General features: G+C 69.4%; 25 protein-coding genes. 16 read left to right on the top strand and 9 right to left on the bottom strand.

Translation table 11 applies throughout. The annotated features are described in order from the left end of the window. Window positions 1–8: 8 nt before the first annotated feature. Together EFL95_RS08675 and EFL95_RS08670 are read left to right on the top strand one after the other, a co-directional pair. The gene (locus EFL95_RS08675; protein ID WP_123233603.1) at window positions 9–1,409 is read left to right on the top strand and encodes a WS/DGAT/MGAT family O-acyltransferase; all 1,401 of its coding nucleotides are present in this window, start codon (window positions 9–11) and stop codon (window positions 1,407–1,409) included. Window positions 1,410–1,452: 43 nt separating this feature from the next. Next, window positions 1,453–2,322: a matrixin family metalloprotease gene (locus EFL95_RS08670; protein WP_123233602.1), complete on the top strand. Its 870-nt coding sequence runs from the start codon at window positions 1,453–1,455 to the stop codon at window positions 2,320–2,322. 4 nt (window positions 2,323–2,326) lie between these two features. Here EFL95_RS08670 and EFL95_RS08665 read toward each other — a convergent pair whose 3' ends face one another. The 5 genes from EFL95_RS08665 to EFL95_RS08645 all read right to left on the bottom strand — a co-directional run bounded on the left by EFL95_RS08665 (window position 2,327) and on the right by EFL95_RS08645 (window position 5,838). Continuing rightward, complete coding sequence (locus EFL95_RS08665) at window positions 2,327–2,632, bottom strand: helix-turn-helix domain-containing protein (protein ID WP_123233601.1); 306 nt, start codon at window positions 2,630–2,632, stop codon at window positions 2,327–2,329. Between the two features lie 81 nt (window positions 2,633–2,713). Beyond that, window positions 2,714–3,412, bottom strand: coding sequence for a response regulator (locus EFL95_RS08660; RefSeq protein ID WP_123233600.1), 699 nt, complete (start codon window positions 3,410–3,412; stop codon window positions 2,714–2,716). A 9-nt stretch (window positions 3,413–3,421) separates the two neighbouring features. Continuing rightward, complete coding sequence (locus EFL95_RS08655) at window positions 3,422–3,937, bottom strand: flavin reductase family protein (RefSeq protein ID WP_123233599.1); 516 nt, start codon at window positions 3,935–3,937, stop codon at window positions 3,422–3,424. After that, entirely contained in the window at window positions 3,934–5,058 is a 1,125-nt protein-coding gene (gene macS, locus EFL95_RS08650; protein WP_123233598.1) for a MacS family sensor histidine kinase, read from the bottom strand. The genes EFL95_RS08655 and macS overlap by 4 nt, the downstream gene beginning before the upstream one ends. A gap of 3 nt (window positions 5,059–5,061) precedes the next feature. Continuing rightward, window positions 5,062–5,838, bottom strand: coding sequence for a lysophospholipid acyltransferase family protein (locus EFL95_RS08645; RefSeq protein ID WP_123233597.1), 777 nt, complete (start codon window positions 5,836–5,838; stop codon window positions 5,062–5,064). 81 nt (window positions 5,839–5,919) lie between these two features. On the opposite strand from EFL95_RS08645, the gene EFL95_RS08640 reads away from it, so the two are divergent. From EFL95_RS08640 to EFL95_RS08630, 3 genes are read left to right on the top strand one after another with little or no spacing between them, the layout of a single operon-like run. Next, window positions 5,920–6,705: an alpha/beta hydrolase gene (locus tag EFL95_RS08640; RefSeq protein WP_123233596.1), complete on the top strand. Its 786-nt coding sequence runs from the start codon at window positions 5,920–5,922 to the stop codon at window positions 6,703–6,705. Beyond that, on the top strand, window positions 6,702–7,118 hold the full coding sequence (locus EFL95_RS08635; RefSeq protein WP_123233595.1) for a hypothetical protein: 417 nt from the start codon (window positions 6,702–6,704) through the stop codon (window positions 7,116–7,118). The genes EFL95_RS08640 and EFL95_RS08635 overlap by 4 nt, the downstream gene beginning before the upstream one ends. Before the next feature lie 29 nt (window positions 7,119–7,147). Then, the gene (locus tag EFL95_RS08630) at window positions 7,148–8,383 is read left to right on the top strand and encodes an ornithine cyclodeaminase, nickel-pincer nucleotide-dependent (RefSeq protein WP_123233594.1); all 1,236 of its coding nucleotides are present in this window, start codon (window positions 7,148–7,150) and stop codon (window positions 8,381–8,383) included. Between the two features lie 120 nt (window positions 8,384–8,503). Here the strand turns inward: EFL95_RS08630 and EFL95_RS08625 are convergent, their stop codons facing one another. The 4 genes from EFL95_RS08625 to EFL95_RS08610 are packed head-to-tail and all read right to left on the bottom strand — an operon-like array spanning window position 8,504 to window position 11,519. After that, window positions 8,504–9,451, bottom strand: a complete 948-nt coding sequence (locus EFL95_RS08625) for an ROK family glucokinase (RefSeq protein WP_123233593.1) — start codon at window positions 9,449–9,451, stop codon at window positions 8,504–8,506. After that, a complete protein-coding gene (locus tag EFL95_RS08620; protein WP_123233592.1) occupies window positions 9,448–9,882 on the bottom strand; it encodes a hypothetical protein in 435 nt (144 codons plus the stop codon). The genes EFL95_RS08625 and EFL95_RS08620 overlap by 4 nt, the downstream gene beginning before the upstream one ends. Further along, a complete protein-coding gene (locus EFL95_RS08615; protein WP_425463958.1) occupies window positions 9,879–11,075 on the bottom strand; it encodes an ArsA family ATPase in 1,197 nt (398 codons plus the stop codon). Before EFL95_RS08615 ends, EFL95_RS08620 begins: the two co-directional genes overlap by 4 nt. A gap of 6 nt (window positions 11,076–11,081) precedes the next feature. After that, on the bottom strand, window positions 11,082–11,519 hold the full coding sequence (locus EFL95_RS08610; RefSeq protein WP_123233591.1) for an SRPBCC family protein: 438 nt from the start codon (window positions 11,517–11,519) through the stop codon (window positions 11,082–11,084). 114 nt (window positions 11,520–11,633) lie between these two features. On the opposite strand from EFL95_RS08610, the gene EFL95_RS08605 reads away from it, so the two are divergent. The 11 genes from EFL95_RS08605 (at window position 11,634) to EFL95_RS08555 (ending at window position 23,530) form a co-directional block, all read left to right on the top strand. Continuing rightward, a complete protein-coding gene (locus EFL95_RS08605) occupies window positions 11,634–13,436 on the top strand; it encodes an AMP-dependent synthetase/ligase (RefSeq protein WP_123233590.1) in 1,803 nt (600 codons plus the stop codon). A 290-nt stretch (window positions 13,437–13,726) separates the two neighbouring features. After that, window positions 13,727–14,461, top strand: coding sequence for a Flp pilus assembly protein CpaB (gene cpaB / locus EFL95_RS08600; protein WP_123233589.1), 735 nt, complete (start codon window positions 13,727–13,729; stop codon window positions 14,459–14,461). A 27-nt stretch (window positions 14,462–14,488) separates the two neighbouring features. Next, window positions 14,489–15,685 carry a CpaE/TadZ family protein gene (locus EFL95_RS08595; protein WP_123233588.1) on the top strand — a complete coding sequence of 399 codons (1,197 nt, stop codon included), beginning with the start codon at window positions 14,489–14,491 and terminating at the stop codon, window positions 15,683–15,685. Between the two features lie 15 nt (window positions 15,686–15,700). Next, entirely contained in the window at window positions 15,701–17,347 is a 1,647-nt protein-coding gene (locus EFL95_RS08590) for a TadA family conjugal transfer-associated ATPase (RefSeq protein ID WP_246004863.1), read from the top strand. After that, entirely contained in the window at window positions 17,344–19,293 is a 1,950-nt protein-coding gene (locus EFL95_RS08585) for a type II secretion system F family protein (RefSeq protein WP_123233587.1), read from the top strand. Before EFL95_RS08590 ends, EFL95_RS08585 begins: the two co-directional genes overlap by 4 nt. A gap of 1 nt (window position 19,294) precedes the next feature. Beyond that, complete coding sequence (locus EFL95_RS08580; protein ID WP_123233586.1) at window positions 19,295–20,236, top strand: type II secretion system F family protein; 942 nt, start codon at window positions 19,295–19,297, stop codon at window positions 20,234–20,236. Between the two features lie 14 nt (window positions 20,237–20,250). Next, complete coding sequence (locus EFL95_RS08575) at window positions 20,251–21,735, top strand: sensor histidine kinase (protein WP_123233585.1); 1,485 nt, start codon at window positions 20,251–20,253, stop codon at window positions 21,733–21,735. A gap of 48 nt (window positions 21,736–21,783) precedes the next feature. Then, on the top strand, window positions 21,784–22,425 hold the full coding sequence (locus tag EFL95_RS08570) for a response regulator transcription factor (RefSeq protein WP_123233584.1): 642 nt from the start codon (window positions 21,784–21,786) through the stop codon (window positions 22,423–22,425). 135 nt (window positions 22,426–22,560) lie between these two features. After that, on the top strand, window positions 22,561–22,770 hold the full coding sequence (locus EFL95_RS08565; protein WP_123233583.1) for a Flp family type IVb pilin: 210 nt from the start codon (window positions 22,561–22,563) through the stop codon (window positions 22,768–22,770). Between the two features lie 146 nt (window positions 22,771–22,916). After that, window positions 22,917–23,174 carry a Flp family type IVb pilin gene (locus EFL95_RS08560; RefSeq protein WP_246004862.1) on the top strand — a complete coding sequence of 86 codons (258 nt, stop codon included), beginning with the start codon at window positions 22,917–22,919 and terminating at the stop codon, window positions 23,172–23,174. 146 nt (window positions 23,175–23,320) lie between these two features. After that, entirely contained in the window at window positions 23,321–23,530 is a 210-nt protein-coding gene (locus tag EFL95_RS08555; protein WP_123233581.1) for a Flp family type IVb pilin, read from the top strand. Window positions 23,531–23,711 lie beyond the last annotated feature (181 nt).

Raw genomic sequence — 23,711 nt, 5'->3', positions numbered from 1 at the left:
ATCGGCCCGTGGCCACTCCCATCGACCCGACCTCGCTCGGGTTCCTCCTCGCCGAGAACCGCAACCAGCCGATGCACGTCGCCGGCCTCCAGCTGTTCGAGAAGCCGGCCGACGCGGGGCCGAGCTTCGCGCGGGAGATGTACGAGTCAGCCCTGGACACCGCGGAGTTCGCCCCGCTGTTCCTCAAGCGCCCGGTGCGCACCCTCGGGGCTCTCGGCCGGTGGTCGTGGACCGAGGACACCGACTTCGACGTGGAGCACCACGTGCGGCACAGCGCGCTGCCCGAGCCGGGCCGGATCCGCGAGCTCCTGGAGCTGGTCTCGCGCTTGCACGGACAGATGCTGGCCCGCGAGCGGCCGCTGTGGGAGGCACACATCATCGAGGGCCTCGCCGACGGCCGGGTCGCCCTCTACACGAAGATGCACCACGCCCTGGTCGACGGCATCTCGGCGATGAAGCTGCTGCAGAACGTGCTGACCACCGACGAGGACCGGCGCAACATGCCGTTGCCGTTCGATGCTCGCGCGCTGCGCAAGAAGAAGGTCCGCGAGGCCGAGGCCCCCCTGACCGAGGTGCCGATGGATGCCTTCCGCACCGCGATGGGCCTGACCGCCGACGCAGCCGGGATGCCGGCCGCGCTGATCAAGACACTCACCAAGGGCGTGCGCAACGAGGCCTCGGCACTGTCGTTCTACGCGCCGAAGTCGATGTTCAACGTCAACATCACCGGCTCGCGCCGGTTCGCCGCCGACGACTGGCCGCTGGAGAGGATCCGGGCCGTCTCGAAGGCCAGCCGGACCACCCTGAACGACGTGGTGCTGGCGATGTGCGGCGGAGCGGTGCGCAACTACCTGCTCGAGCTGAACCGCCTTCCCGATGCCTCGCTCGTCTCGATGGTGCCGGTCGGGCTGAAGTCCCGCAGCGCCGAGTCGGAGTCCGGCGGTGGTGGCAACGCCGTCGGGTCGGTGATGGTCAAGCTCGCGACCGACCTCGCCGACCCGGCCGAGCGGCTGGCGGCGATCAACGCGTCGATGAAGGCCGGCAAGGAAGCGCTGGAGTCGATGACGCCGAACCAGATCGTCGCGATGAGCGCCCTCGGGATGGCGCCGTCCCTGGCGATCCCGATGCTCCGGCTCAACGGCATCATCCGCCCGCCGTTCAACCTGATCATCTCCAACGTCCCCGGCCCACGCTCGGTCCAGTACCTCAACGGAGCCCGGCTGACCGGCACCTACCCGGTCTCGGTGCCGATGCAGGGCATGGCGCTGAACATCACCTGCAACAGCTACGCCGACGACATGTGCTTCGGGCTCACCGGGTGCCGACGTACGGTGCCGCACCTGCAGCGGTTGCTGACCTACCTCGATGCCGAGCTGGCCGCGCTGGAGAACGCCACCGGCGTCGCCTGATCGCCTGCGCCAGGCCTCCCGGCCCGCTTACTGTTCTCGGGCCATGGACGAGCACACCCTCCCGACCGCCGACGAGCTCGGCGTCAGCCAGGAGGAGTACGCCAAGATCCTGCGCGACCTGAGGCAGCGAGGGCTCGGCGGGGAGCCGGTCGCGTTCGCGGCCGAGATGACCCAGGTCGTGGTGCCCGACGACCCGCGGACCGCGCTCCTCGCACCGCGTCAGGCGGCACCCGATCCTGCCCGGGGCCGGCTCAGGGCTTGGGGACCACTGATCGTCTCGATGGCAGCCGTGCTGGCGATCGTCGGCGGGCGATCCCTGCTCAGCATCGGCGACCCGGCCCCCGCCTATGCGTTCCTGGAGTCGGCCAACGGCCACCCCGTCACGTACAGCTCGTGCAAACCCGTGCAGGTGGCGGTCTACCCGGCGAACGGTCCGTCGAACGCGGTCGAGCTCGTGAAGGAGGCCGCCGAGGTGATGCGCGGCGCGACCGGTCTGGACATCGTCGTGGTCGGGCCCTTCGGCGGGCACGCGCCGAACTGGAACTTCAAGGCCGCGCCGATCCGGCCCGACGACCCGGTGGCCGTCTCCTGGCAGGACGGGAACGCGATCGCCGCACTCACCGACGACGTCGCGGGGCTGGGCGGCAGCTTCGTCATCGAGGGTGCCAACGGCAACGAGCACCTGGCCTCGGGAACGATCGCGCTCTCCCGCGACGAGTACGACCGGCTGGACCGGGCCGGCGACCACGGTGAGGAGGTGGCGATCCTGCTGCACGAGTTCGGGCACGTCTTCGGGCTCGCGCACGTGAACTCCCCCGGGGAGCTGATGTACGTGCACAACATCGGTCGGACGACCCTGGGGCCGGGAGACCGCGAAGGCCTGCGACTGGCAGGCCAGGGACCCTGCGTCTGAGCCGTCAGGCGGCAGAGGCGACGACGTCGCCGCCGCGCGTGGGCGCGATGTCGACCGGGATCCCGCTGAGCACCCGCTCCTCGGCGGCGACGGTGTCGCTCACCTCACGCAGAACCTCGGAGAGCGGAACCTCGAGGGCGTCGCACAGCGAGGCGAGCAGCTCGGAGGAGGCCTCCTTCTGCCCGCGCTCGATCTCGGAGATGTAGCCCAGGCTGACCCGTGCCTCGGAGGAGAGCTCGCGCAGGGTCATGCCGCGACGCATGCGCTCGCTGCGCAGCACGTCACCGAGTTGCCGGCGAAACAGCACCATCTGCGGTCCCCTCTCTGTCTTGCTGGTCCCAACGCTACCGGTACCCCGGTTCTTCCCGGGGAAGATCTCAACCGAACGGGCTCAACTTTCTGGCGTCCCGTCGTCGAGCCCCTGCTCCATCGCATAACGGACCAGGTGTACCCGATTGTGCAGCTGGAGCTTGCGCAGGGTGTTCTGCACGTGGTTCTGCACGGTCCGGTGGGAGATGAACAGCCGCTCGGCGATGTCCTTGTACGACAAGCCCTTGGCGACCAGCCGCAGCACCTCGGTCTCGCGCTCGGTCAGCTGGGACTCCTCGCGGGCCGGCTCGGGCTCGTCGTTCAGCCGGCGGTACTCCCCCAGCACCAGGGCCGCCAGGCCCGGGGTGAAGACCGCGTCCCCGACCGCGGTCCGCGCCACCGCGTCGATCAGCTCGGCCTTCGACGCCGACTTCACCAGGTACCCGATCGCGCCGGCCTTGACCGCCTCGAGCACGTCCGCCTGCTCGCCGCTGGCGGAGAGGATCAGCACCTTCACGGCCGGGTCCTGCTGCACCATCTGCGCGGTGACCGCGACCCCGTTCGGCTCGGGGATCTGCAGGTCGAGCACCACCACGTTCGGCCGGCTCGCGGGGAACCGGGCCAGCGCGTCCGCTCCGGTTCCGGCGCTGGCCACCACGGTGAAGCCGGCCTCGGCAAGGTCGCGCTCGACGCCCTCGCGCCACATCGGGTGGTCGTCGACGACCATCACCCGGATCTCGGAGCGTTCTTCCGGGCGTTCTCCGGCGTCCGCTGCGCTCATGCGGCGACCTTACCGACCGTCACCGCTCCGGGGGTGCAGGTAGCGGCCGCGTCGGTGCTCGAGCGGGCGCGAGTCCGCCTCGAGGTGGATGGCCTCGATCTCGGCGACCACGAGCGCCGACCAGCCGACCTCCCGCGACTCGACGTAGCGGACCTCGGCGCGGGTGCGACCGAGGAGCGCAGGTCCGGCTGCGGTCTGCTCCCAGGTGCCGATCCGGAAGGCGCCACCGGGTGCGGGCGCGACTCCGCCGAAAGCGTCCGCGAGCTCGCGGTCCGCGGCGTTCAGCAGCTGGACGACGCCCCGGCCGGTCGAGACGAGCGCGGCGTGCAGGTCCGAGTCCGGGTCGAGCAGACCGACGACCGCTGCCGGGTCCCCGTTGGCGACCATCAGCGAGGAGACCGTCAGCCCGGCTCGTGCCGACTCGGCACCCGAGGTCCAGAGCGACACGGCACCCCCGATGCGGCCGCGGAAGCGGCGTACCGGGTCGGGCGGCTCGGTGAACGGGTGCTCGGAGTGGATCGTCACGGACGGTCCTTCGGGACGGTGAGCTCCCACTCGGTGCCCGACGGCAGCGAGGCCAGCTCGGCGGAGCCCCCGAGCGACTCGATGCGACCGCGGATCGAACCGGAGACGCCCATCCGGCCCTCGGCCGAGGCCTGCTCGAGACGGCCCGCCGGGATGCCGGGGCCCTGGTCGCGCACCGAGACGACCACGCGGTCGCCGAGGTCCTCGAGCAGCACCCAGGCGGGTGCGCCCGCCCCGACGTGGTGCCGGACGTTGGACAGGCACGCCGCGACGGCAGCGGTCACCTCGGCACCGGCGTGAGCGCCGAGCTCCACCCGGGTGCCCGGTACGGCGACGCTGACCGACGTCGTGGACAGGGCGGAGAGCGCCGCTCCGAGGTCGACCCGGACCGCGGGGTCCAGGGCATCGGCGACGGGGACGGTGCTCTGCACGTACGCCCGGAGCGCGACCTCCTGCTCGCCGGCCAGCCGGCCGAGCTCGGCGGTCTCCCCTCCGATCTCGGCTCCACGGCGCTGAACGAGGGCGAGCACCTGGAGCACCCCGTCGTGGACGACCCGTCCGAGCCGCTGGCGTTCCTCCGCCGCCGCTGCGGACCGCTCGGCGCGATCACGCTCAACAGCCATCCGCTCGAGCAGCCCGGAGACGAACCCGACCACGACGCCGCCGAGCAGGAGCAGGAACACGTCGCGCCACCGCGACTGGTCGAACTCACCCCGGGTCCCCAGGTCGAAACCGCTGACGACCAGCGCGCCCACCAGACCGCCGGGCAGCTTCCAGCAGACCGCGAGGGCCAGCAACGGGCCCATCACCCAGAACCCCGGCAGGGTCCCGGTGAAGTGGTCACCCTTGACGTACGGCGTCACCGCGATCGCCCCGGCGGCGACGGCGAGGTCGGTCAGCAGCAGCGGCCAGCGCCGCAGGCGCGGGACGTCGTACGCCTTGACCGCGACCACGGTCCAGATGCCGATCGCCCCGAGGATCCAGGCACCGGCCGTCGCGTGCGGGTAGCGGCCGTGGTGCTGTGCATAAAGCACGACGGTGTTGGCGAGGACCACGAACCGGAGCACGGCCAGCGCACGCAGCAGCGTGCTGACCACGGCCGTGCCGGCCGCCTCGGACACCGCTCAGGAAGCCTTCGGCTCGGCAGAACCGCCCGCTGCGTCGGTGTCCTGGGCCGCCTCGGCGGCGGCAGCCCGCTCGGCCGCCCGAGCAGCGGCGTCAGCCTTCTTCTGCTCGTCCTTGGCCCGGGTGGCGTACATGTCGACGTACTCCTGGCCGGAGAGCCGCATGATCTCGTACATGATCTCGTCGGTGACCGAGCGCAGGATGTAGCGGTCGTTCTCCAGGCCCTCGTAGCGCTCGAAGTCGAGCGGCTTGCCGAACCGGACCACGGGGCGGGTGAACGAGCCGAACTTCTTGCCCGGAGGCGCCACCACGTCGGTACCGACGACGGCCACCGGGATCACCGGGACGCCGGTCTCCAGGGCGAGCCGGGCGACGCCGGTCTTGCCGCGGTAGAGCTTTCCGTCGTGCGAGCGGGTGCCCTCGGGGTAGATGCCGAACAGGTCACCGTCGGCGAGCAGCCGCTTCGCGGTCACGATCGCTCCCTCGGCTGCCGAGGCGCCGGAGCGGTCGATCGGCACCTGGCCGGACCCGGAGAAGAACTGCTTCTGCAGCCAGCCCTTGATGCCGGGGCTGGTGAAGTACTCCGCCTTGGCCACGAAGGTGACCCGGCGCGGAACCGTCAGCGGCATGAACAGCCAGTCGGCGTAGGAGAGGTGGTTGCTAGCCAGGATCGCCGGGCCCTCCAGCGGGACGTTCTCGACTCCCTCCGACTGAGGCCGGAAGAAGATCTTGAGCAACGGCCCGATCGCGATGAACTTCAGGAACCAGTAGAACAACGCCCGCCACCTCCCTCGATCTTGGCTGGACCACCTCTGGGGACACCCGAACCCTAGCCCGTCCTGGGGTCGCGTGAAACGATGGCTCGTGTGACGAACGCCCCGCACGCAGCATCGCCTCACGGGACCCTCTACACCGACGGAGTTCCTGGTCCGGACGGACGACGGATCGGTGTCCTGCTCAGCCACGGCTTCACCGGTTCGCCCGCCTCGATCGTGCCGTGGGGCCGCTACCTCGCGGACCAGGGCTTCGCCGTCGCGGTGCCCTGCCTGCCCGGTCACGGCACCACCTGGCAGGACATGGTGCCCACCCGGTACGACGACTACTACGCCGCCCTCGAGCGCGAGTTCGAGACCCTCAAGGCCCGCACCGACGCCGTCGTGGTCGGCGGCCTCTCGATGGGTGGCTGCTTGACGCTGACCCTGGCCGAGCGGCGCGCCGAGGAGATCGCCGGTCTGATCATGGTGAACCCGGCAGTGGCCAGCACGAACAAGCAGCTGCTCCTGCTCCCGGTGATGAAGCACCTGGTGAAGGCGTTCCCGGCGATCGGCAACGACATCAAGAAGGAGGGCGTGGTCGAGCACGCCTACCCGAAGACGCCGCTCAAGCCGCTGGCCTCGATGCTCGAGGCGTGGAAGCAGATCCGTGCCGACCTGCCCAAGGTGACGGCACCGGTACTGCTGTTCCGCTCGGCCGACGACCACGTCGTCGACCCGTCGTCGGCCCGGATCATCCTGTCGTCGATCTCCTCGACCGACGCCTCGGAGCGGGTGCTCACCGAGAGCTACCACGTGGCCACGCTGGACAACGACGCCGAGCAGATCTTCTCCGAGTCCGCGGAGTTCATCCGCAAGGTGACCGGATGAGCTCGCGCGAGGAGGAGGCCCGCCGGGCCCGCGAGGACGCGGACTGGCAGGCCTTCGTCGACTCCTACGGCGAGCGACCTGAGTTCCCCGAGGAGGCTGCCTACGTCGCACCGGTCGAGGAGCACGTGGTCGAGCTGCCTCCCGAGCTCGCGTACGAGGACGCCGAAGACGGCTACGTCCCGCCGCCGCCTCCCCCGCTGCAGCGCCCGCACGGCCTGCGCGCCCTGGCCTGGTTCGGCCTGTTCGGCGTGCCCGCGATCGTCCTGCTCTGCATCATGGTGAACCTCTCGCTACCGTCCATGCTGAGCCTGCTGTTCCTCGCCTGGTTCGTCGGTGGCTTCGGCTACCTGGTGGCGACGATGAGCGGCCCGAAGGATCCGGACGCCGGCTGGGACGACGGCGCCGTTCTCTGATCACCCCGGTCCCCCAGCGGAGGAGCAGCGTGCAGGCAGTCGAGACGGTCCAGATCAGCGGTCACCTGATGGACTCCGGGATCCTCTCCCGGGTCCTCGACGACATCCGCGAGTACGGCGGCGACTACGTCGTGGAGAACTTCGACCTCGGGCACGACAAGGACGACATCTCGCACGCCCGACTGAAGGTCTCGGCGGCCGACGACGCCGCGCTGCAACGACTGCTCATGCGGCTGCAGACACGCGGGGTGAACCAGGTCGACCCGGGCACGGCCGAGGTGGCGGTCGCCGCTCAGGACGGGGTCTTCCCGGACGGCTTCTACTCCAGCACCAATCTGGAGACCCAGGTGCGGCTCGACCAGGTCTGGTTGCCGGTGCAGAACCCGGAGATGGACTGCGGCCTCATCGTCGACGACGCCGACGGCTCGCCCCGGATCCACACGCTGCCGATGGCCGACGTGAAGGCCGGGATGAAGGTCGTCTGCGGCGCGTCCGGCATCCGGGTCGACGTACCGGTGGTCGCCGAGAGCGGCGGGTTCGGCTTCATGGAGTCCGACGTGTCCAGCGAGAAGCCCCAGGCGGTGCTCGTCCGCCAGGTCGCCGACGGCATGCGCGAGGCCAAGGCCGCCGGCAAGAAGGTCCTCTGGGTCGGCGGCCCGGGCGTGGTGCACACCGGCGCAGCGCCGGCGATGGTCGCGATGGTCGACGCCGGGTTCGTGGACGTGCTCTTCGCCGGCAACGCCCTGGCCACCCACGACATCGAATCCGCGCTGTACGGCACCTCGCTCGGCATCGACCTCGCCCAGGGCCAGGGTGTCGAGCACGGGCACGAGCACCACATCCGGGCGATCAACACGATCCGCAAGGCGGGCTCGATCCGCGACGCCGTCGAGACGGGTGTGCTGACCGGCGGCATCATGCACGCGCTGGTGAAGGCGGAGAAGCGGTTCGTCCTGGTCGGCTCGGTCCGCGACGACGGACCGCTGCCCGACGTCTACACCGACGTGATCGACGGCCAGCGGGCGATGCGTGCCGAGCTCACCGACGTCGGCTTCTGCCTGATGGTGGCCACGATGCTGCACTCGGTCGCGACCGGGAACATCCTGCCCGCCTCGATCCCGCTGGTCTGCGTCGACATCAACCCGGCCACGGTGACCAAGCTCGCCGACCGCGGGTCCTCGCAGGCGCGCGGCATCGTCACCGACGTCGGGCTGTTCCTCGAGCAGCTCGCGGGCGAGCTGGTGCCGGAGTACCGCAGGCGCTAGCGCGCTAGCGTCGGCAGGCGCGGTGCATGGCAAGGCGGAGGAGGGAAGGCGTCCTTCTGCGGAGCTCGCGGAGCGGACGTCGACCGACGACAACGCGGCCAGGCGCCGTGCATGTCGGCGCTAGGCCTGGACCCGGGCCAGGTCGGCGGCTCCGATCAAGCCGGCGCTGTTGCCGAGCTCGGCCAGCCGGATCGCGGGTGCGGGCCGGTGCCCGGACCCGCTCTCGGCCGGCCCGAACGCGTCGATGACCAGCTGCAGGTCGAGCTCGGGAGACTCGGCGACACCACCGCCGACGACGAACACGTCGGGGTCGAGCACCGCGGACAAGCTGGCCATGCCCTCGCCGAGCCAGCGGGCCAGCTCGACGAAGCACTGCTTCGCAGCGGCATCGCCACGCTCGGCGGCCTCGGTCACCATCCGACCGTCGATCGCGTCGATGTCACCGCCGGACAGCTCGACCAGGACCGGGGCTCCAGCCGGGTCCTCGGTGACGAGCTCACGGGCACGGGCGGTCAGCCCGGTGCCGGAGCCGTAGGCCTCCCAGCAGCCGTTCAGCCCGCAGTTGCAGCGTCGGCCGTTCGGGACGACCCGCATGTGACCGAACTCGGCGCCGACGCCGAACCCGCCCAGGAACAGGCGTCCGTCGATGACCAGGCCGCCGCCGATCCCGGTTCCGGAGGCGACCAGGGCCAGGGTGCGCGCGTCACGGCCGGCACCGAAGCGGTACTCGGCCCAGGCAGCGGCGTTCGCGTCGTTCTCCAGCACGGTGGGCAGCTGAACGCGCTTCTTCACCATGCTGCGCAGCGGGGCGTCGCGCCAGGCGAGGTTGGGCGCGAACATCACGGTGTCGCGCTCGCGGTCCAGGAAGCCGGCCGCAGCGACGCCGACGGCCACGACCGGGTGCTCACGACGGAACTCCTCGACGATGTCGACCACCGCGTCGGTGATCGCGTCGACGTGGTCGGCCGGAGAGTCCCGGCGGGTCTCCGCGACGACCTTGCCGCTCTCGTCCACGATCCCGCCGGCGATCTTCGTCCCGCCGATGTCGATTCCAACGGTGAGACTCACGACTCGTCCCAGCCCTCGTCGTCGTCGAGGTTGATCTTCTCGACCGGTCCGGCCTTCTTGTCGTCGGGCACCTGGGTGGCCAGCACCCCGGCAGCGGCGTGCATCAGCGAGCTCGCGGCGACGGTCAGGTGCGCCTTCACCTCGGGACTGGTCGCCCGCACCGCCGAGATCAGCTGGCACACCGGGCAGTACTTGCAGTCCTGTCCCCCGGTCGCGATGTGGTCGTTGACGTCCTTGAGCAGGTCGCCGAACGCGAACGCCGCGCCGGCAGCAGAGTCGGCGCCCTGGGCGCCCTGGTCCTTCGCCCACCCGGACAGGGCGGTGAACAGCTTCGCGGCCTCTTCCCCGACACTGCCGATGGGTTCGCCGTGCGGACCCTCGTTCGGGGGCAGGGGCCCGCGAGGCCCGGTGCCGAGGTCGTCGTCGCTCACACCTGCTCCTGGTTCGTCTCGTCGAGGTCGCTGCGGAACTTCACCTGGAGTGATCCGGCTTCGACCCGCGCACCGGTGACAGTGTGCCGCGTCAGCGCAGCGGGCAGGGCCAGCAACCGCCGGTAGGACCCGACCGTGACGACCAGCTCGTCCCCGTGGCGGGCCAGGTCGACGTCCTCCTTGGCCGCGAACGGCAGCGCGATCCGCAGCACCGCGCCGGTCGCGGTCCGGGTGATCGTCATCGGCCCCTCGCCGGTCGGGATGGCGAGCGGGTCGCTGTCGCCGTACGCCGCCTCGGCGAAGGCAGCCAGCGCCTCGGCGCCCATCGGCTCGCCGGGCTGGTACGACGACATCCAGATCGGGAGGTCTACGAAGGACTGGCGCACCTCGGCGAGGACGTGCTCCTGGGCGCTGACCCAGGCCTCGCGCCAGGCGTCACCGCCCTCGGCCGGGAACACCCGGTTCGCGATCACGCCGTCGACCCGGTAGCCGTAGAGCGACAAGGTGGTCAGGGAGCGCCGCGCCTCGGCGACCACGACGGCCTCGGGGGTCAGCACCAGCCGGACGCTGGCGTCCTTGTCTGTGAGGATCTGCTGGATCTCCTCCAGCTCGCCGTGCAACCGCTCGACCGCGTCGAAGACCGAGTCCTCGGGCATCGGGACACCGGCGGCCCGGGTGAGCACCGGGCGCAGTGCGCGCATCACCTTGCGCTGCACCCCGAACATCCGGGACATGTACCAGTTCAGCGCCTCGGGCAGTGCGAGCAGGCGCAGGGTCTCCGCGGTCGGGGCGCAATCGACGACGATCACGTCCCACTCGCCGGAGAGCGCGTGGTTGCGGAGCTCGAGAAGCGCGAGCACCTCCTCCGCACCGGGGATGACGGTGAGCTCCTCGGCGGTGATCGGGTCGACCCCGGCGGCGTCCAGCACCGACATCAGGTACCCCTGGATGTCACCCCACGAACGCTCGAAACGCCGCTGGGCGTCGACCTGGTGCACCCAGAGGTTCTCCGCGACCAGGGTCGGCTCGGGACCGATCGGGTGGTTGAACGCGTCGCCGAGCGAGTGCGCGGCGTCGGTGGAGAGCACCAGCGTGCGCTCACCGCGCCGGGCGGCCAGGGTCGCCGTACCGGCCGCGGAGGTCGTCTTGCCGACCCCGCCCTTGCCGGTGAACAGGATGATCCGCACGCTCATACGCGATCAGCCCAGCGACTCGACGCGCTTCTTCAAGCCCTTGAGAGCGGTGTCGATGATGACCTTCTCGGCCTTGCGGCGCAGCATGCCGATCATCGGGATCGCGACGTCGACGGACAGGTGGTAGGTCACCGTCGTCCCCGACGGGCCGGCGGCCAGGTCGTAGGAGCCCTCCATCGCCCGCAGCATCTTGCCCTCGGCCAGCGTCCACCGCAGGGTGTCGGTGCCGACGTAGGTGTAGGCGAGCGTGTACGAGTCCTTGATCGGAGTCGCCTCGAGCTCGAAGTGGACCCGCTCGGCACGACCCTCGCCGTCGGTCGCGGTGACCTCGGCCGACTTCATCCCCTGGGCCCAGGCCGGGTAGGCCGGGAAGTCGAGGATGACCGCCATCACCTGGGCCGGAGTGGCATCGATGACGATGCTCGACGTGGTCTGTTCGGGCATGGATGCGAGGCTATCCGATGGAAGAGGGCCCCTAGTACCGTGCAGGTGCCGGGTGAGCAGCAGATCACACCGCGTTCACACCGCCCGGGAACGCCCCCTAGGACGAGGAGCAGCGTGCGCGAGTACTCCACCCCCCTGCAGGTGCAGATCCCGGAGACCGGGAACCTGACCGACGACGTGGTCAGCAACGGGGTCGAGCACCCCGCTGCGGTCGTGTTCTCACGCAGGTCCGGCACCGGGTGGAGCGACGTGACCGCCGCCGAGTTCCTGGCGGAGGTCCGCGCCGTGGCGAAGGGCCTGGTCTCGGCCGGCGTGGAACCGGGCGACCGGGTCGCCCTGCTCTCGCGCACCCGCTACGAGTGGACCCTGTTCGACTACGCGATCTGGTTCGCGGGCGCCGCCACGGTGCCGATCTACGAGACCTCAAGTGCCGAGCAGATCGAGTGGATCCTGTCCGACTCCGGTGCACGGGCGGTGATCGCCGAGACCCCGGAGCACACCGGTCGGCTCAAGGAGATCCGCGAGCGGCTCCCCGAGGTGCACCACGTCTGGTCGATCGAGGACAACGCGGTCGCGGTACTGACCACGCTCGGCGAGGAGATCACCGACGAGACCCTCGAGGAGCGGCGTACGGCGACCGGCCCGGGCGCCCTGGCGACGCTGATCTACACCTCCGGGACGACCGGACGCCCCAAGGGCTGCATGCTCACCCACGGCAACTTCATGTTCGAGCTGGGCGTGGCCATCGACGAGCTGGACACGCTGTTCGTGCCCGACGGTGACGACGAGGGAGCGGCGACGCTGCTCTTCCTGCCGTTGGCCCACGTCTTCGCCCGGATCATCCAGGTCGGGTGCGTGAAGGCGCGCGTCCGGATGGGGCACTCGGCCGACATCCGGCACCTGCTCGACGACTTCGCCGCCTTCAAGCCCACCTTCATCCTGGCGGTCCCCCGGGTCTTCGAGAAGGTGTTCAACACCGCCTCGCAGCGCGCGGTCGCCGACGGCAAGGGCCGGATCTTCAATCGCGCGGCCGAGGTGGCGATGGCCTGGTCGCGCAGCCAGGAGACCGGGAAGACCAGCGTGGTCGTCCGTACCCAGCACGCCATCTTCGACAAGCTCGTCTACGCCAAGCTGCGTGAGGCGCTCGGCGGTCGCTGCCAGTACGCCGTCTCCGGCGGTGCGCCGCTGGGTGACCGTCTCGGCCACTTCTACCGGGGCATCGGCGTCAACGTGCTCGAGGGCTACGGGCTGACCGAGACGACCGCGGCTCTGACCGTGAACCTGCCCGACGCGCAGAAGGTGGGCACCGTCGGCCGCCCGGTCCAGGGCACCGCGGTCCGCGTCGCCGACGACGGCGAGCTGCTCTTCCGCGGAGGTCAGGTGTTCGCCGGGTACTGGCACAACGACGAGGCGACCGCGCAGGCTCGCGACGCCGAGGGCTGGTTCCACACCGGCGACGTCGGCGAGATCGACGACGAGGGCTTCGTCCGGATCACCGGCCGGAAGAAGGAGATCCTGGTGACCGCCGGCGGCAAGAACGTCGCCCCTGCGGTCCTCGAGGACCGGCTGCGCGGGCACCTGCTGGTCGACCAGTGCATGGTCGTCGGGGACGGCCGGCCGTTCATCGGCGCCCTGGTCACCCTCGACCGCGAGACCGTGCCGAGCTGGGCCGAGCAGCACGGCAAGCCGACCGACATCGCCAAGCTGCTCGACGACCCCGACCTGCTCGAGGAGATCCAGGGCGCAGTCGACGACGCCAACAAGGCGGTGTCCCAGGCCGAGTCGATCCGCAAGTTCGCGGTGCTCCCGGGCGAGTGGACCGAGGAGGGCGGACAGCTCACCCCGAGCCTCAAGCTCAAGCGCAACGTGGTGATGCGGGAGAACGTCGACGAGGTCGAAGCGCTCTATACCCGCTGACGCAACTGGTACAGACCAGTGGGCTAGTCAGCAGTCCTGGGAACCTGGGTGTGCAAAAAAGACATTCCAGACAAATAGTCCGTTTGGGCTACTTCTTGAGTGACAACTGGGTCATGTGTTGCCGTCTGTGCTGCGCGCGGGTGGACTATCGGGCAGAGTTTCCCGTGCACCAGCACCGGAGGGTGTGCTGGGAGATCACTTCGGTGCTCGCGCGGCGGGCCTGGGGTTCCGAGTAACAGTCGGGAATCCGTGGGCCGCAGGGGGAGCGCCACTGAAGGGAAGGCCTCGGCATGGACCGCAGGAGAATTCTTATTGTTGTCGCGGCGGTTGTCGCCGCGTTGGGCACGGCGTTGGTGTTCTTCTACGTCCAGGGTGCCGACAAGCGAGCAGAGGACAAGTACGACGCGGTGCAGGTGCTGACCGCCGTCAAGCAGATCAACGTCGGCGAGACCGTTGCCCAGGCGCAGGCCGCCGGCAAGATCGAGGTCGGCAACGTCTCCAAGGGATCGCTGCTCCCCGGGGCGCTGACCTCGCTCCAGGGCATCGAGACCCAGATCGCCCAGACGAACATCTACCCGGGCGAGCAGATCATCGCGGGCAAGTTCGGCACGAACGCCGCGTCGACCAACGCACTCACCATTCCCAAGGGCGACATCGCGGTCTCGATCAACCTGACCGACACCGCCCGCGTCGCCGGGTTCGTGAACCCGGGCGACAAGGTGGCGATCTTCCTGACCAGCCCGTCGGCGACCAAGCTGCTGCTCAACAACATCGAGGTGATCGCCGTCGGCACCACCACGGTGGTGTCCACGACCACGACCGACAGCACCGGAGCCCAGACGACTGAGCAGCTCCCCCGTACGCTGTTCACGCTGGGCGTGACACAGGCACAGGCGCAGAAGATCCTGTACGCGAGCAGCGGTGGTTCCGGTGGCGGTGAGCTCGCGTTCGGTCTCCTCAACGACGACTCGATCGTGAAGCCGAACAACGGCGCCAGCGCGGGCAACCTGTTCGACGGCCAGTAGTCAACGCCACTCACGAAAGGGAGCCACATGCCAGTCCTCGTCGAGAACGACGCTGCTTGGGCGAACGCGCTCGCGGCCGGCTTGCCCGCGGGCACGCAGGTCGTCGGGACGGTCCCCCAGCTGGACAACTGGCTGGCTCACCAGGACGGCGAGTACGCCGTGGTGCTGGGGCCGAACACCCAGCTCGCGGACGCGGTCGCGGTGGCTGAGCGGCTGAGGTTCGACCACCCGACGACCGGCATCGTGCTCCTCCGGCACGAGCTGACCGCCGACGTGTTCCAGACCGCGATGCGAGCAGGCATCCCGGCCGTGGTGGCCGCCAACGACGTCGAGGGCATGGCGGCGGCGGTGGACCGCTGCCGTCAGACCTGGGAAGCGATCCGGGGCCCGGCCGCTCCCAGCGGCGACAGGGACGGCACCGTCATCACCGTCTTCTCGCCGAAGGGCGGGGTCGGCAAGACCACCGTCGCGGTGAACCTCGCGGTCGCGCTCTCGGGAAGCGGTGCGGCCCGGGTCTGCATCGTCGACCTGGACCTCGCCTTCGGTGACGTCGCGATCACGCTGCAGCTGATCCCGGAGCACACCATCGCCGAGGCCGTCGACGCCGAGGAGCACCTGGACTTCAGCCTGCTCGAGACGCTGCTGACCCGGCACGAGAACTGCTCGATCCTGGCCGCTCCGACGCACCCCGAGGGCAAGGACCGGGTCTCCCCCGCCCTCATCCGCCGGGTGCTGCGGATCCTGCGCCAGCACTTCGACTACATCCTCGTCGACACCTCGCCGTCGTTCGACGACCAGGTGCTGCACGCCTTCGACGAGACCGACGAGTGCATCCTGGTCGCCACGCTGGACGTGCCGACCGTGAAGAACGTCAAGGTCGCGCTGGAGACGCTCGACTCGCTCAACCTGGTCGCCGGACACCGGCACCTGCTGCTCAACCGGGCCGACGACGAGGTGGGCCTCTCGCCCAGCAACGTCGAGAGCCTGCTCAAGATGCCCGTGAAGACCGCGCTTCCGTCGGCCTTCGCCGTCGCGAACGCGACCAACCACGGGCGTCCGATCGTGCTCAGCCGCCCGGACCACCCCGTCAGCCGCGCGCTGATCAAGCTGGCCCAGGACCTGAGCGCGGGCAAGAAGGACATCGTTGCCGCGAAGAACGCGGTGGCGCCGACGGCCGTCGAGGACGACTCCAAGCGCGGACTCTTCGGTCGACGCAGGAAATAACGTGGGGGTGGGAGCATGAGCGATTTCTCGGATCGACTCGCAGAGCTGATGCGGAACACGGCCGGGGGGCCGGGAGACGCAGAGGGCAACGTCGGAGCTGCAGAGGGAGCAGCCCCGGGCCAAGGAGCAGGCACGCCGGCAGCGCCGGCCCGCCCCGCTGAGACCGTGCAGGCCCCGGCGGCCGCTGCTGCCGCGCCTCCGCCGCCCAGCGGCAACCCGCCGGCTGCGCCGCCCAGCACTCCCCCGGCGGCTCCGCCGCCGCCCAGCGTCGGGACCACTGCCCCGCAGGCGCCGGGCGCCCGTACGGGCCAGCAGGGACAGTCCCAGCCCGTGCAGACTCCTGGCCAATCACGTTCCATCACCGGAGCACCACGCACGAAGCCGGTCAAGGGTCGGTTCGACGACCTGAAGGAGAGCGTGCACGAGGAGCTCCTCGTGCAGCTCGGACCGAAGCTGTACGACGCGAACCTGAGCGCCGGCGAGCTGGAGTCGATGGTCCGCCAGGCGCTCGCCGACGTGATCGCCTCGACCGACCGGCCGCTGACCAGCAACGACCGTCAGCGGATCACCCAAGAGATCGCCGACGACATCCTCGGCTACGGACCGCTGGAGCCCTACCTGCGTGACGACAGCGTCGCCGAGGTCATGGTCAACGGACCGTTCGACATCTGGCTCGAGCGCAAGGGTCGCCTGGTCCGCGTGGACGGCACCTTCAACGACGAGGCGCACCTGCGCCGCACGATCGACAAGATCGTGTCCCGGATCGGGCGCCGGATCGACGAGGCCTCCCCGATGGTGGACGCGCGCCTGCCCGACGGCAGCCGTGTCAACGCCGTGGTCCCGCCGCTGGCGATCGACGGCAGCAACCTGACCATCCGGAAGTTCTCCCGCGACCCGCTGACCGCTGAGCACCTCATCGACTTCGGCACGCTGTCGCGCAAGACTGCGGACTTCCTCGACGCCTGCGTCCGCGGTCGACTGAACGTGATCGTCTCCGGCGGTACCGGTGCCGGTAAGACCACCACGCTGAACGTGCTCTCCTCGTTCATCCCGTCCGACGAGCGCATCGTCACCATCGAGGACGCCGCCGAGCTCCAGCTCAAGCAGGACCACGTGGTCCGCCTGGAGTCCCGGCCCTCGAACATCGAGGGCAAGGGCGAGGTCAGCATCCGCGACCTGGTCAAGAACTCGCTGCGCATGCGGCCGGACCGCATCGTCGTCGGTGAGGTCCGTGACGCCTCGGCGCTCGACATGCTCCAGGCGATGAACACCGGTCACGACGGCTCCATCACCACGGTCCACTCCAACGGTCCGCGCGACACCCTGGCCCGCATCGAGACCATGGTGATGATGGCCGGCATGGACCTGCCGATGCGCGCGATCCGCGAGCAGGTGGCCTCGGCGATCGACCTGATCGTGCACCAGGCCCGTCTCAAGGACGGCACCCGTCGGATCACCCACGTGACCGAGGTGGAGCGGATGGAGGGCGACGTGATCACCCTCCAGGACGTGTTCCTCTTCGACAACAGCGCCGGGTTCGACGCCGACGGCCGCAGTCTCGGTTCGCTCAAGGCGACCGGACTCCGGCCCAAGTTCCTGGAGAAGATGGCGTTCGCGAACGTCACCGTCGACCCGCGGATCTTCGTCCCGGAGACGTCGTGACCAGGGGCCTGACCCGTGTCGCGGCCGGGTTCGCGGCGGCACTGGCGGCCTCGTTCGCCGTACTCGCTGGTGCGGCGTACGGCGCCGACGACGCGACCATCGACCACACCGAGCTCACCAAGGCCGGCCTCCAGCTGCTGGTCACCGTCCCCGGTGACAACGACGTCGACCTGGGCTCGGTCAAGGTGACCATCGACGGCCAGCCGACCGACGCGACCGCGGCCCTGGCGGCGACCCAGAGCGAGGTCAAGCGCACCACCGTGCTCGCGATCGACACCTCGGGGAGCATGAAGGGCGAGCGGATCGCAGCGGCCAAGGCGGCGGCCCTCACCTACCTCGACACCGTTCCGGCCAACGTGAAGGTCGGCATCGTCACGTTCAGCAACACCGTCGACGTCCGCCAGCCCCCGAGCCTCGACCGGGACGCGTCGAAGGCACTGATCAACGGTCTGACCCTGACCAGCAACACCGCCCTCTACCAGGGCGTCACCGCGGCGATCGACGCCACCGGGACCGACGAGGGTCTGCACCAGGTGCTGGTGCTCTCGGACGGCGAGGACAGCACCAAGACAACGCTGCCGCCGGTGATCTCGGCCATCAAGAAGTCGAAGGTCAAGCTCGATGTCGTCTCCCTGGAGCAGGGCGCGCAGGCACCGGCTGCACTCCAGCAGATGGCGGACGCCGGCGGCGGAAAGGTGATCGCCGCGGACTCCGCCTCGCTCGAGGACGCGTTCTCCAGCGAGGCCGACGCGCTCGCCCGCCAGATCGCGGTGACCGCGACGGTGCCGGCTGACCAGCAGGCCAAGGACGCCACCGTCGAGGTCAGCCTCGACTCCGGGGGGACGACGCACAGCGCGTCGGGCTTCTTCGTCGTCAAGGACAGCACCGCGCCGACGACCAAGCCGGTCGACAACTCCAAGATCATCCCGGCCGACTCGAACAGCCTGAACATCCCGAAACCGGTCGTCTACGGCGCCCTGGGCGCGATCGGCCTGGGCGCGCTCGGACTGATCGGCGCCCTGATCGGGTCCAGCAAGCCGGAGAAGCGGGCAAGCATCTCCGAGCAGATGCAGGTCTACAGCGCCTCCGCCGAGACCAGCCGGGTGAGCAAGGCGCAGGTCCAGGCACAGGTGGAGCAGGTCTCCCTCGGTGCCCAGGCCCGCGCTGCCGCGGAGAACGTGCTCGCCTCGAACACCACCTTCGAGGCGCGTATCGCCGACAAGCTCGAGGGTGCCGGCATGGCGCTCAAGTCGTCCGAGTGGCTGCTGCTGCACATCGGCATCGCCTTCTTCGCCGCGATGCTCGGCCTGCTGCTGAGCGGGGGCAACCCGTTCGCGATGCTGCTGTTGCTGCTGCTCGGTGCCATCGGCCCCTGGGTCTACCTGACCATCAAACAGTCTCGACGTCTTGCCGCTTTCGACGCAGGATTGGCGGACACGCTGCAGCTGATGTCGGGCAGTCTCTCGGCCGGTCTCTCGCTGGCGCAGTCGATGGACACCATCGTCCGCGAGGGTGTCGAGCCGATCACCGGGGAGTTCCGTCGGGTGATCGTCGAGAGCCGCCTGGGCGTGCCGCTCGAGGACGCCCTGGAGGGCATCGCGATCCGGATGCAGAGCCAGGACTTCAAGTGGGTCGTGATGGCGATCCGGATCCAGCGCGAGGTCGGCGGAAACCTGGCCGAGCTGCTCAACAACGTGGCCAACACCCTGCGCGAGCGCGAGTACATCCGCCGCCACGTGCGGGCGCTGTCGGCAGAAGGACGGCTCTCCTGCTGGATCCTCGGCGGCCTTCCGCCGGGCTTCCTCATCTACCTGTCGCTGACGAAGCCGGACTACGTGAACCCGATGTACACGACCCCGATCGGCTGGCTGATGTGCGCCGGCATGGCGATCCTGCTGTCCGTGGGCATCTTCTGGATGACCAAGGTCGCAAAGGTGGAGGTGTGAGATGACCACCGGAATCATGCTTGCGGGGATCGTGCTGATCTTCGCCGCGATCCTCATCATCATCCTGGCCCTGGCTACCGGCCCGAACGAGCAGACCGGCGTCAACCGCTCGATGGCGGTTCTCGAGGCGCTCACCTCGGCTCCGAAGGAGATGAAGAAGGAGCTCGACGCCCCGTTCGCCGACCGGGTGCTGCTCCCGCTGCTGGCCAGTGCCCAGGGCCTGGGACGACGGCTCACCCCGGCGGACGCCAACGAACGGATCCACACCAAGCTCGAGCTGGCCGGAAACCCGGGGGGCTGGACCGCTGACCGGGTCAGTGCCGGCAAGGTCGTTGGATTCTTCGCCGCTCTGCTGGTCTCGCTCGTCCTCTCGCTCGCGATGGGGCTGTCGTTCTTGCCCACGCTCGGCTTCGTGGTGCTGGCCTCGGTCGCCGGCTACATGGCACCGAACCTCTACCTGTACCAGAAGGCGTACGACCGCTCGGCGCAGCTGCAGAAGGCTCTGCCGGACGCGATCGACCTGCTCACCATCTCGGTCGAGTCAGGCCTCGGGTTCGACGCAGCGGTCGCGCAGGTGGCCCGCAACACGGATGGCCCCCTTGCCGACGAGTTCGCCCGCATGCTCCAGGAGATGCAGATCGGTCGTGGCCGCACCGATGCGCTGCGCTCGATGGCAGACCGCACGAACCTGCCCGACCTGCGCGCCTTCGTGAGCGCGATGGTGCAGGCCGACGCCTTCGGTATCCCCGTCGGCCAAGTGCTCCGGGTGCAGTCCTCGGAGATCCGGGTCAAGCGTCGCCAGTGGGCTGAGGAGATGGCCCAGAAGGTGCCGGTCAAGATCCTGGTGCCGCTGATCTTCTGCATCCTGCCCTGCCTGTTCATCGCGGTCCTCGGGCCGGCCGGCATCTCGATCATGGACAGCTTCACCGGCACGGTGAAGTGAACGATCTCCGACGTGTGACGATCGCGGCCAGGGTCTTCACCCTGGCCGTCATCGTCTCCACGGCTCTGGTGAGCGACCTCTCGGTGGAGGGCGTCTGGTACGTCAGCGTGATCGCGATCGGCGCCGAGGCGATCTCGCTGAGCCGGTTGCTGCCCGAGCGGATGCTGGCCGTGCTCGAGGGTGCCCTGACAGGCGTCGCTGCGATCGCCGCGTTCCCCGCCCACGAGGCCGCGCTACCGTACCTGGCGACGCCGGCTCTGATCGCGGGCATCGCCGGAGGCGTCCGCTGGGTCAGTCTGGTGCTGCTAGGCGAAGCGCTGGCGATGGCGGCGTACGGGTGGCTGACCCTCGACATGTACAACAGCGACCTGGCGGGCAGCGCGGTCACCTGGCTGACCACCGGGTTGGGCCTCGGGCTGCTCGGCTCGTTCACCGGCCAGAACGTGCGCCGCGGCACCTCCGACTCGTCGTACCGCAGTGCCCTCGATCTGATCCGGCAGCTGCACGCGCTGTCCGGGAAGCTGACCTCTGGTCTTGACCCGGTCGACCTGGCAGACCAGGCCGTCGACATCGTCGCCGAGGATGTCATGGTGCGGCAGGCGGTCGTGGTGGTCCGGCACGGCAGTGCGTTCACGCCGCTGCGGTTCGCCCACGGAGCGATGGGGTTCCCGATCGACGACGCCGAACAGCTCCTGCACCGCGCCTGGCAGACCCGGAGACCGGTGATCGGCGGAGCCCGGGTCGCACTGCCGATGGCGACCGAGACCGAGCGGGTGGCCGTGATCCTCGTCGAGTGCGCGAGCATGCCCGACAGCCGGACGCTGGACCAGGTCAGCGCCAAGCTGGAACCGGCCACGCTACGGCTCAACGCCGCGCTGCTGTTCTCCAGCGTGCGCGAGTCCGCTACCAGCGAGGAGCGGCACCGTTTGGCCCGCGAGGTCCACGACGGCGTTGCCCAGGATGTGGCGTCGTTGGGGTACCTGGTCGACAACCTGGCCGCGTCCGCGACCACCGACGACCAGCAACGCGACGTCGCGGTCCTTCGACGCGAGGTCACCCGCGTGGTGGCCGAGCTGCGGAACTCCGTCTTCGACCTGCGCAACGAGCCGGCGGCCGGACAGGGCCTCGGGCAGAGCATCGCCACCTTCGCCCGCCATATCGGCTCGCACAGCCCACTCACGGTGCACGTCACCCTGGACGAGTCCGCGACTCGGTTGCGCCCCCGCGTCGAGGCCGAACTGCTCCGGATCACCCAGGAGGCGATCAACAACGCGCGCCGGCACTCCGGAGCCGAGAACTTGTGGGTGAACTGCCGCGTGCACCCACCGCGCGCCGAGATCGACGTCATCGACGACGGCGACGGCCTCGGCTCACCTCGCGACGACTCGCACGGGCTCCGGATCATGCAGGAGCGCGCCGACCGCGCAGGCGCCAGCCTGTCGGTCGTCTCGCCCGCCAACGCCGGCCGCGGGACACGGATCTCGTTGCGCCTGGACTGACCACGCGAAAGGCCTCCTGTTGACTACCCTGATCCCCAAGGAGGGACCATGACCACCTCGGTACTGCTCGTCGACGACCACGAGCTGATCCGCCACGGCCTCGCGGGGGCGTTCACCCGCGACGAGTCGTTCACCGTGGCCGGGCAGGCAGGCACGATCGCCGACGGCCTCGCGCTGGCCACCTCGACCCAGCCGGACGTGCTGGTCGTCGACCTCCAGCTGCCCGACGGCTCCGGGCTGGACCTGGTCCGGGCGCTGCGCAAGGAACGCAAGGACGTCGGCCTGGTCGTGCTGACGATGTACGCCGGGGACGAGCAGATCTTCGCCGCGATGGATGCCGGCGCCTCCGCCTTCGTCGGCAAGGACGCACCCAGCACCGAGGTGGTCGCCGCCGCCCGCCACGCCGCCGTGGCCCCGCTCAGCTTCACCTGCGCCGGCCTGCCCGAGGCGATGATGCGGCGGATGTCGTCCAGCTCGCCGCGCCTCTCGGACCGCGAGCGTCAGGTGCTCGACCTGCTGGCGGACGGACTCGGCGTGGCCGCGATCGCCGCGAAGCTCTACATCAGCGAGTCGACCGCGAAGACGCACATCGCCAAGGTCTACGAGAAGCTGGGCGCGGCGAACCGGGCCCAGGCCCTGGTCGCGGCCATGCGTGCCGGGCTGATCGACACGTCCAGCCCGCCGCGCTGACCACCCCGGTCTAGTCCGAAAGAACTAGGCCAAAACGACACACCAGCCGATGGCACGATTCGTACTAAACCGGACATACTGCAAAGTGGGCGTCCAGCCGGGCCGCTCCAGAGTTCCACAGGGGAAGGAACCCTCATGCTCGAGTTCATCCGCACCATCACCGCCAAGCGCGACCAGGACGGCGCATCTGCCGTCGAGTACGGCCTCCTGGTCGCCGGCATCGCCGCGCTGATCGTGGCGATCGTCTTCATCTTCGGCGGCGTCATCAAGGACGCGTTCAGCAAGACGTGCGGCAAGGTCAGCTCCGGCGTGACCGGTACGTACGACAGCACCGCAACCTGCTGACAAAGCAAGCAAAACGGGCGCCGACCGGATAACTTCCGGTCGGCGCCCGGCTTTCTCCCCCGTTCTGGTTCCCGACTAGTCCCAAATGGCCACTCGTCTACGGCCAAGGACCCGATGTAGCGACACGCTGCCCGTGCGAGGGTGACGTGTCTGCCGTTTCCGGCTGCCACAACCACGCATCCTGGGGGTACATCCACATGCTTCAGCACATCCAGAACCTGGTCCGTCGCGACGAGGACGGCGCCTCCGCCGTTGAGTACGGCCTGCTGGTCGCCGGTATCGCGGCGCTGATCGTCGCCATCGTGTTCATCTTCGGCGGCGTCATCAAGGACACGTTCAGCAAGACCTGCGGCAAGGTCAGCTCCGGCGTGAGCGGCACCTACAACAGCGCAGCAACCTGCTGAACCACTCCGGGCGGGCTAGATAGCCTAAACGGACTACTTCAGACAAACCGGACATCCGATGTGCGGCTGATGTTGAAGTGAGAGAGTTTCAGTTGCCAGTGAAAGGCACTGGCAAGCCTTCGAGTTCCCAAGGGGAAGGAACCACCATGCTTGAGTTCATCCGCAGGATCACCAAGGGTCGCACCGAGGACGGCGCGTCCGCTGTTGAGTACGGCCTGCTGGTCGCCGGCATCGCCGCGCTGATCGTCGCCGTCGTGTTCATCTTCGGCGGTGTCATCAAGGACGTCTTCAGCAAGACCTGCGGCAAGGTCAGCTCCGGCGTGAGCGGCACCTACAACAGCGCCGCTACCTGCTGAACTAGTTCGTATCGAATGCCGGCCAGGCGTACCTGGCCGGCATTCGCAATTTTCGGTCCGTTTCGTCCAGTGTTCACAGCAGGTGGTTCGGTGCCAGACTGGCGCTGCCTATTTCAAGACCTTCGAGTTCCCAGGGGAAGGAACCACCATGCTTCAGTTCATCCGCAGAATCACCAAGGGC

The sequence above is a fragment of the Nocardioides marmorisolisilvae genome (assembly GCF_003725775.1).
Taxonomy (GTDB): Bacteria; Actinomycetota; Actinomycetes; order Propionibacteriales; family Nocardioidaceae; genus Marmoricola; species Marmoricola marmorisolisilvae.
Note: the sequence above shows the minus strand (reverse complement) of the source record. Positions and strands in the feature narration are given on the sequence as shown.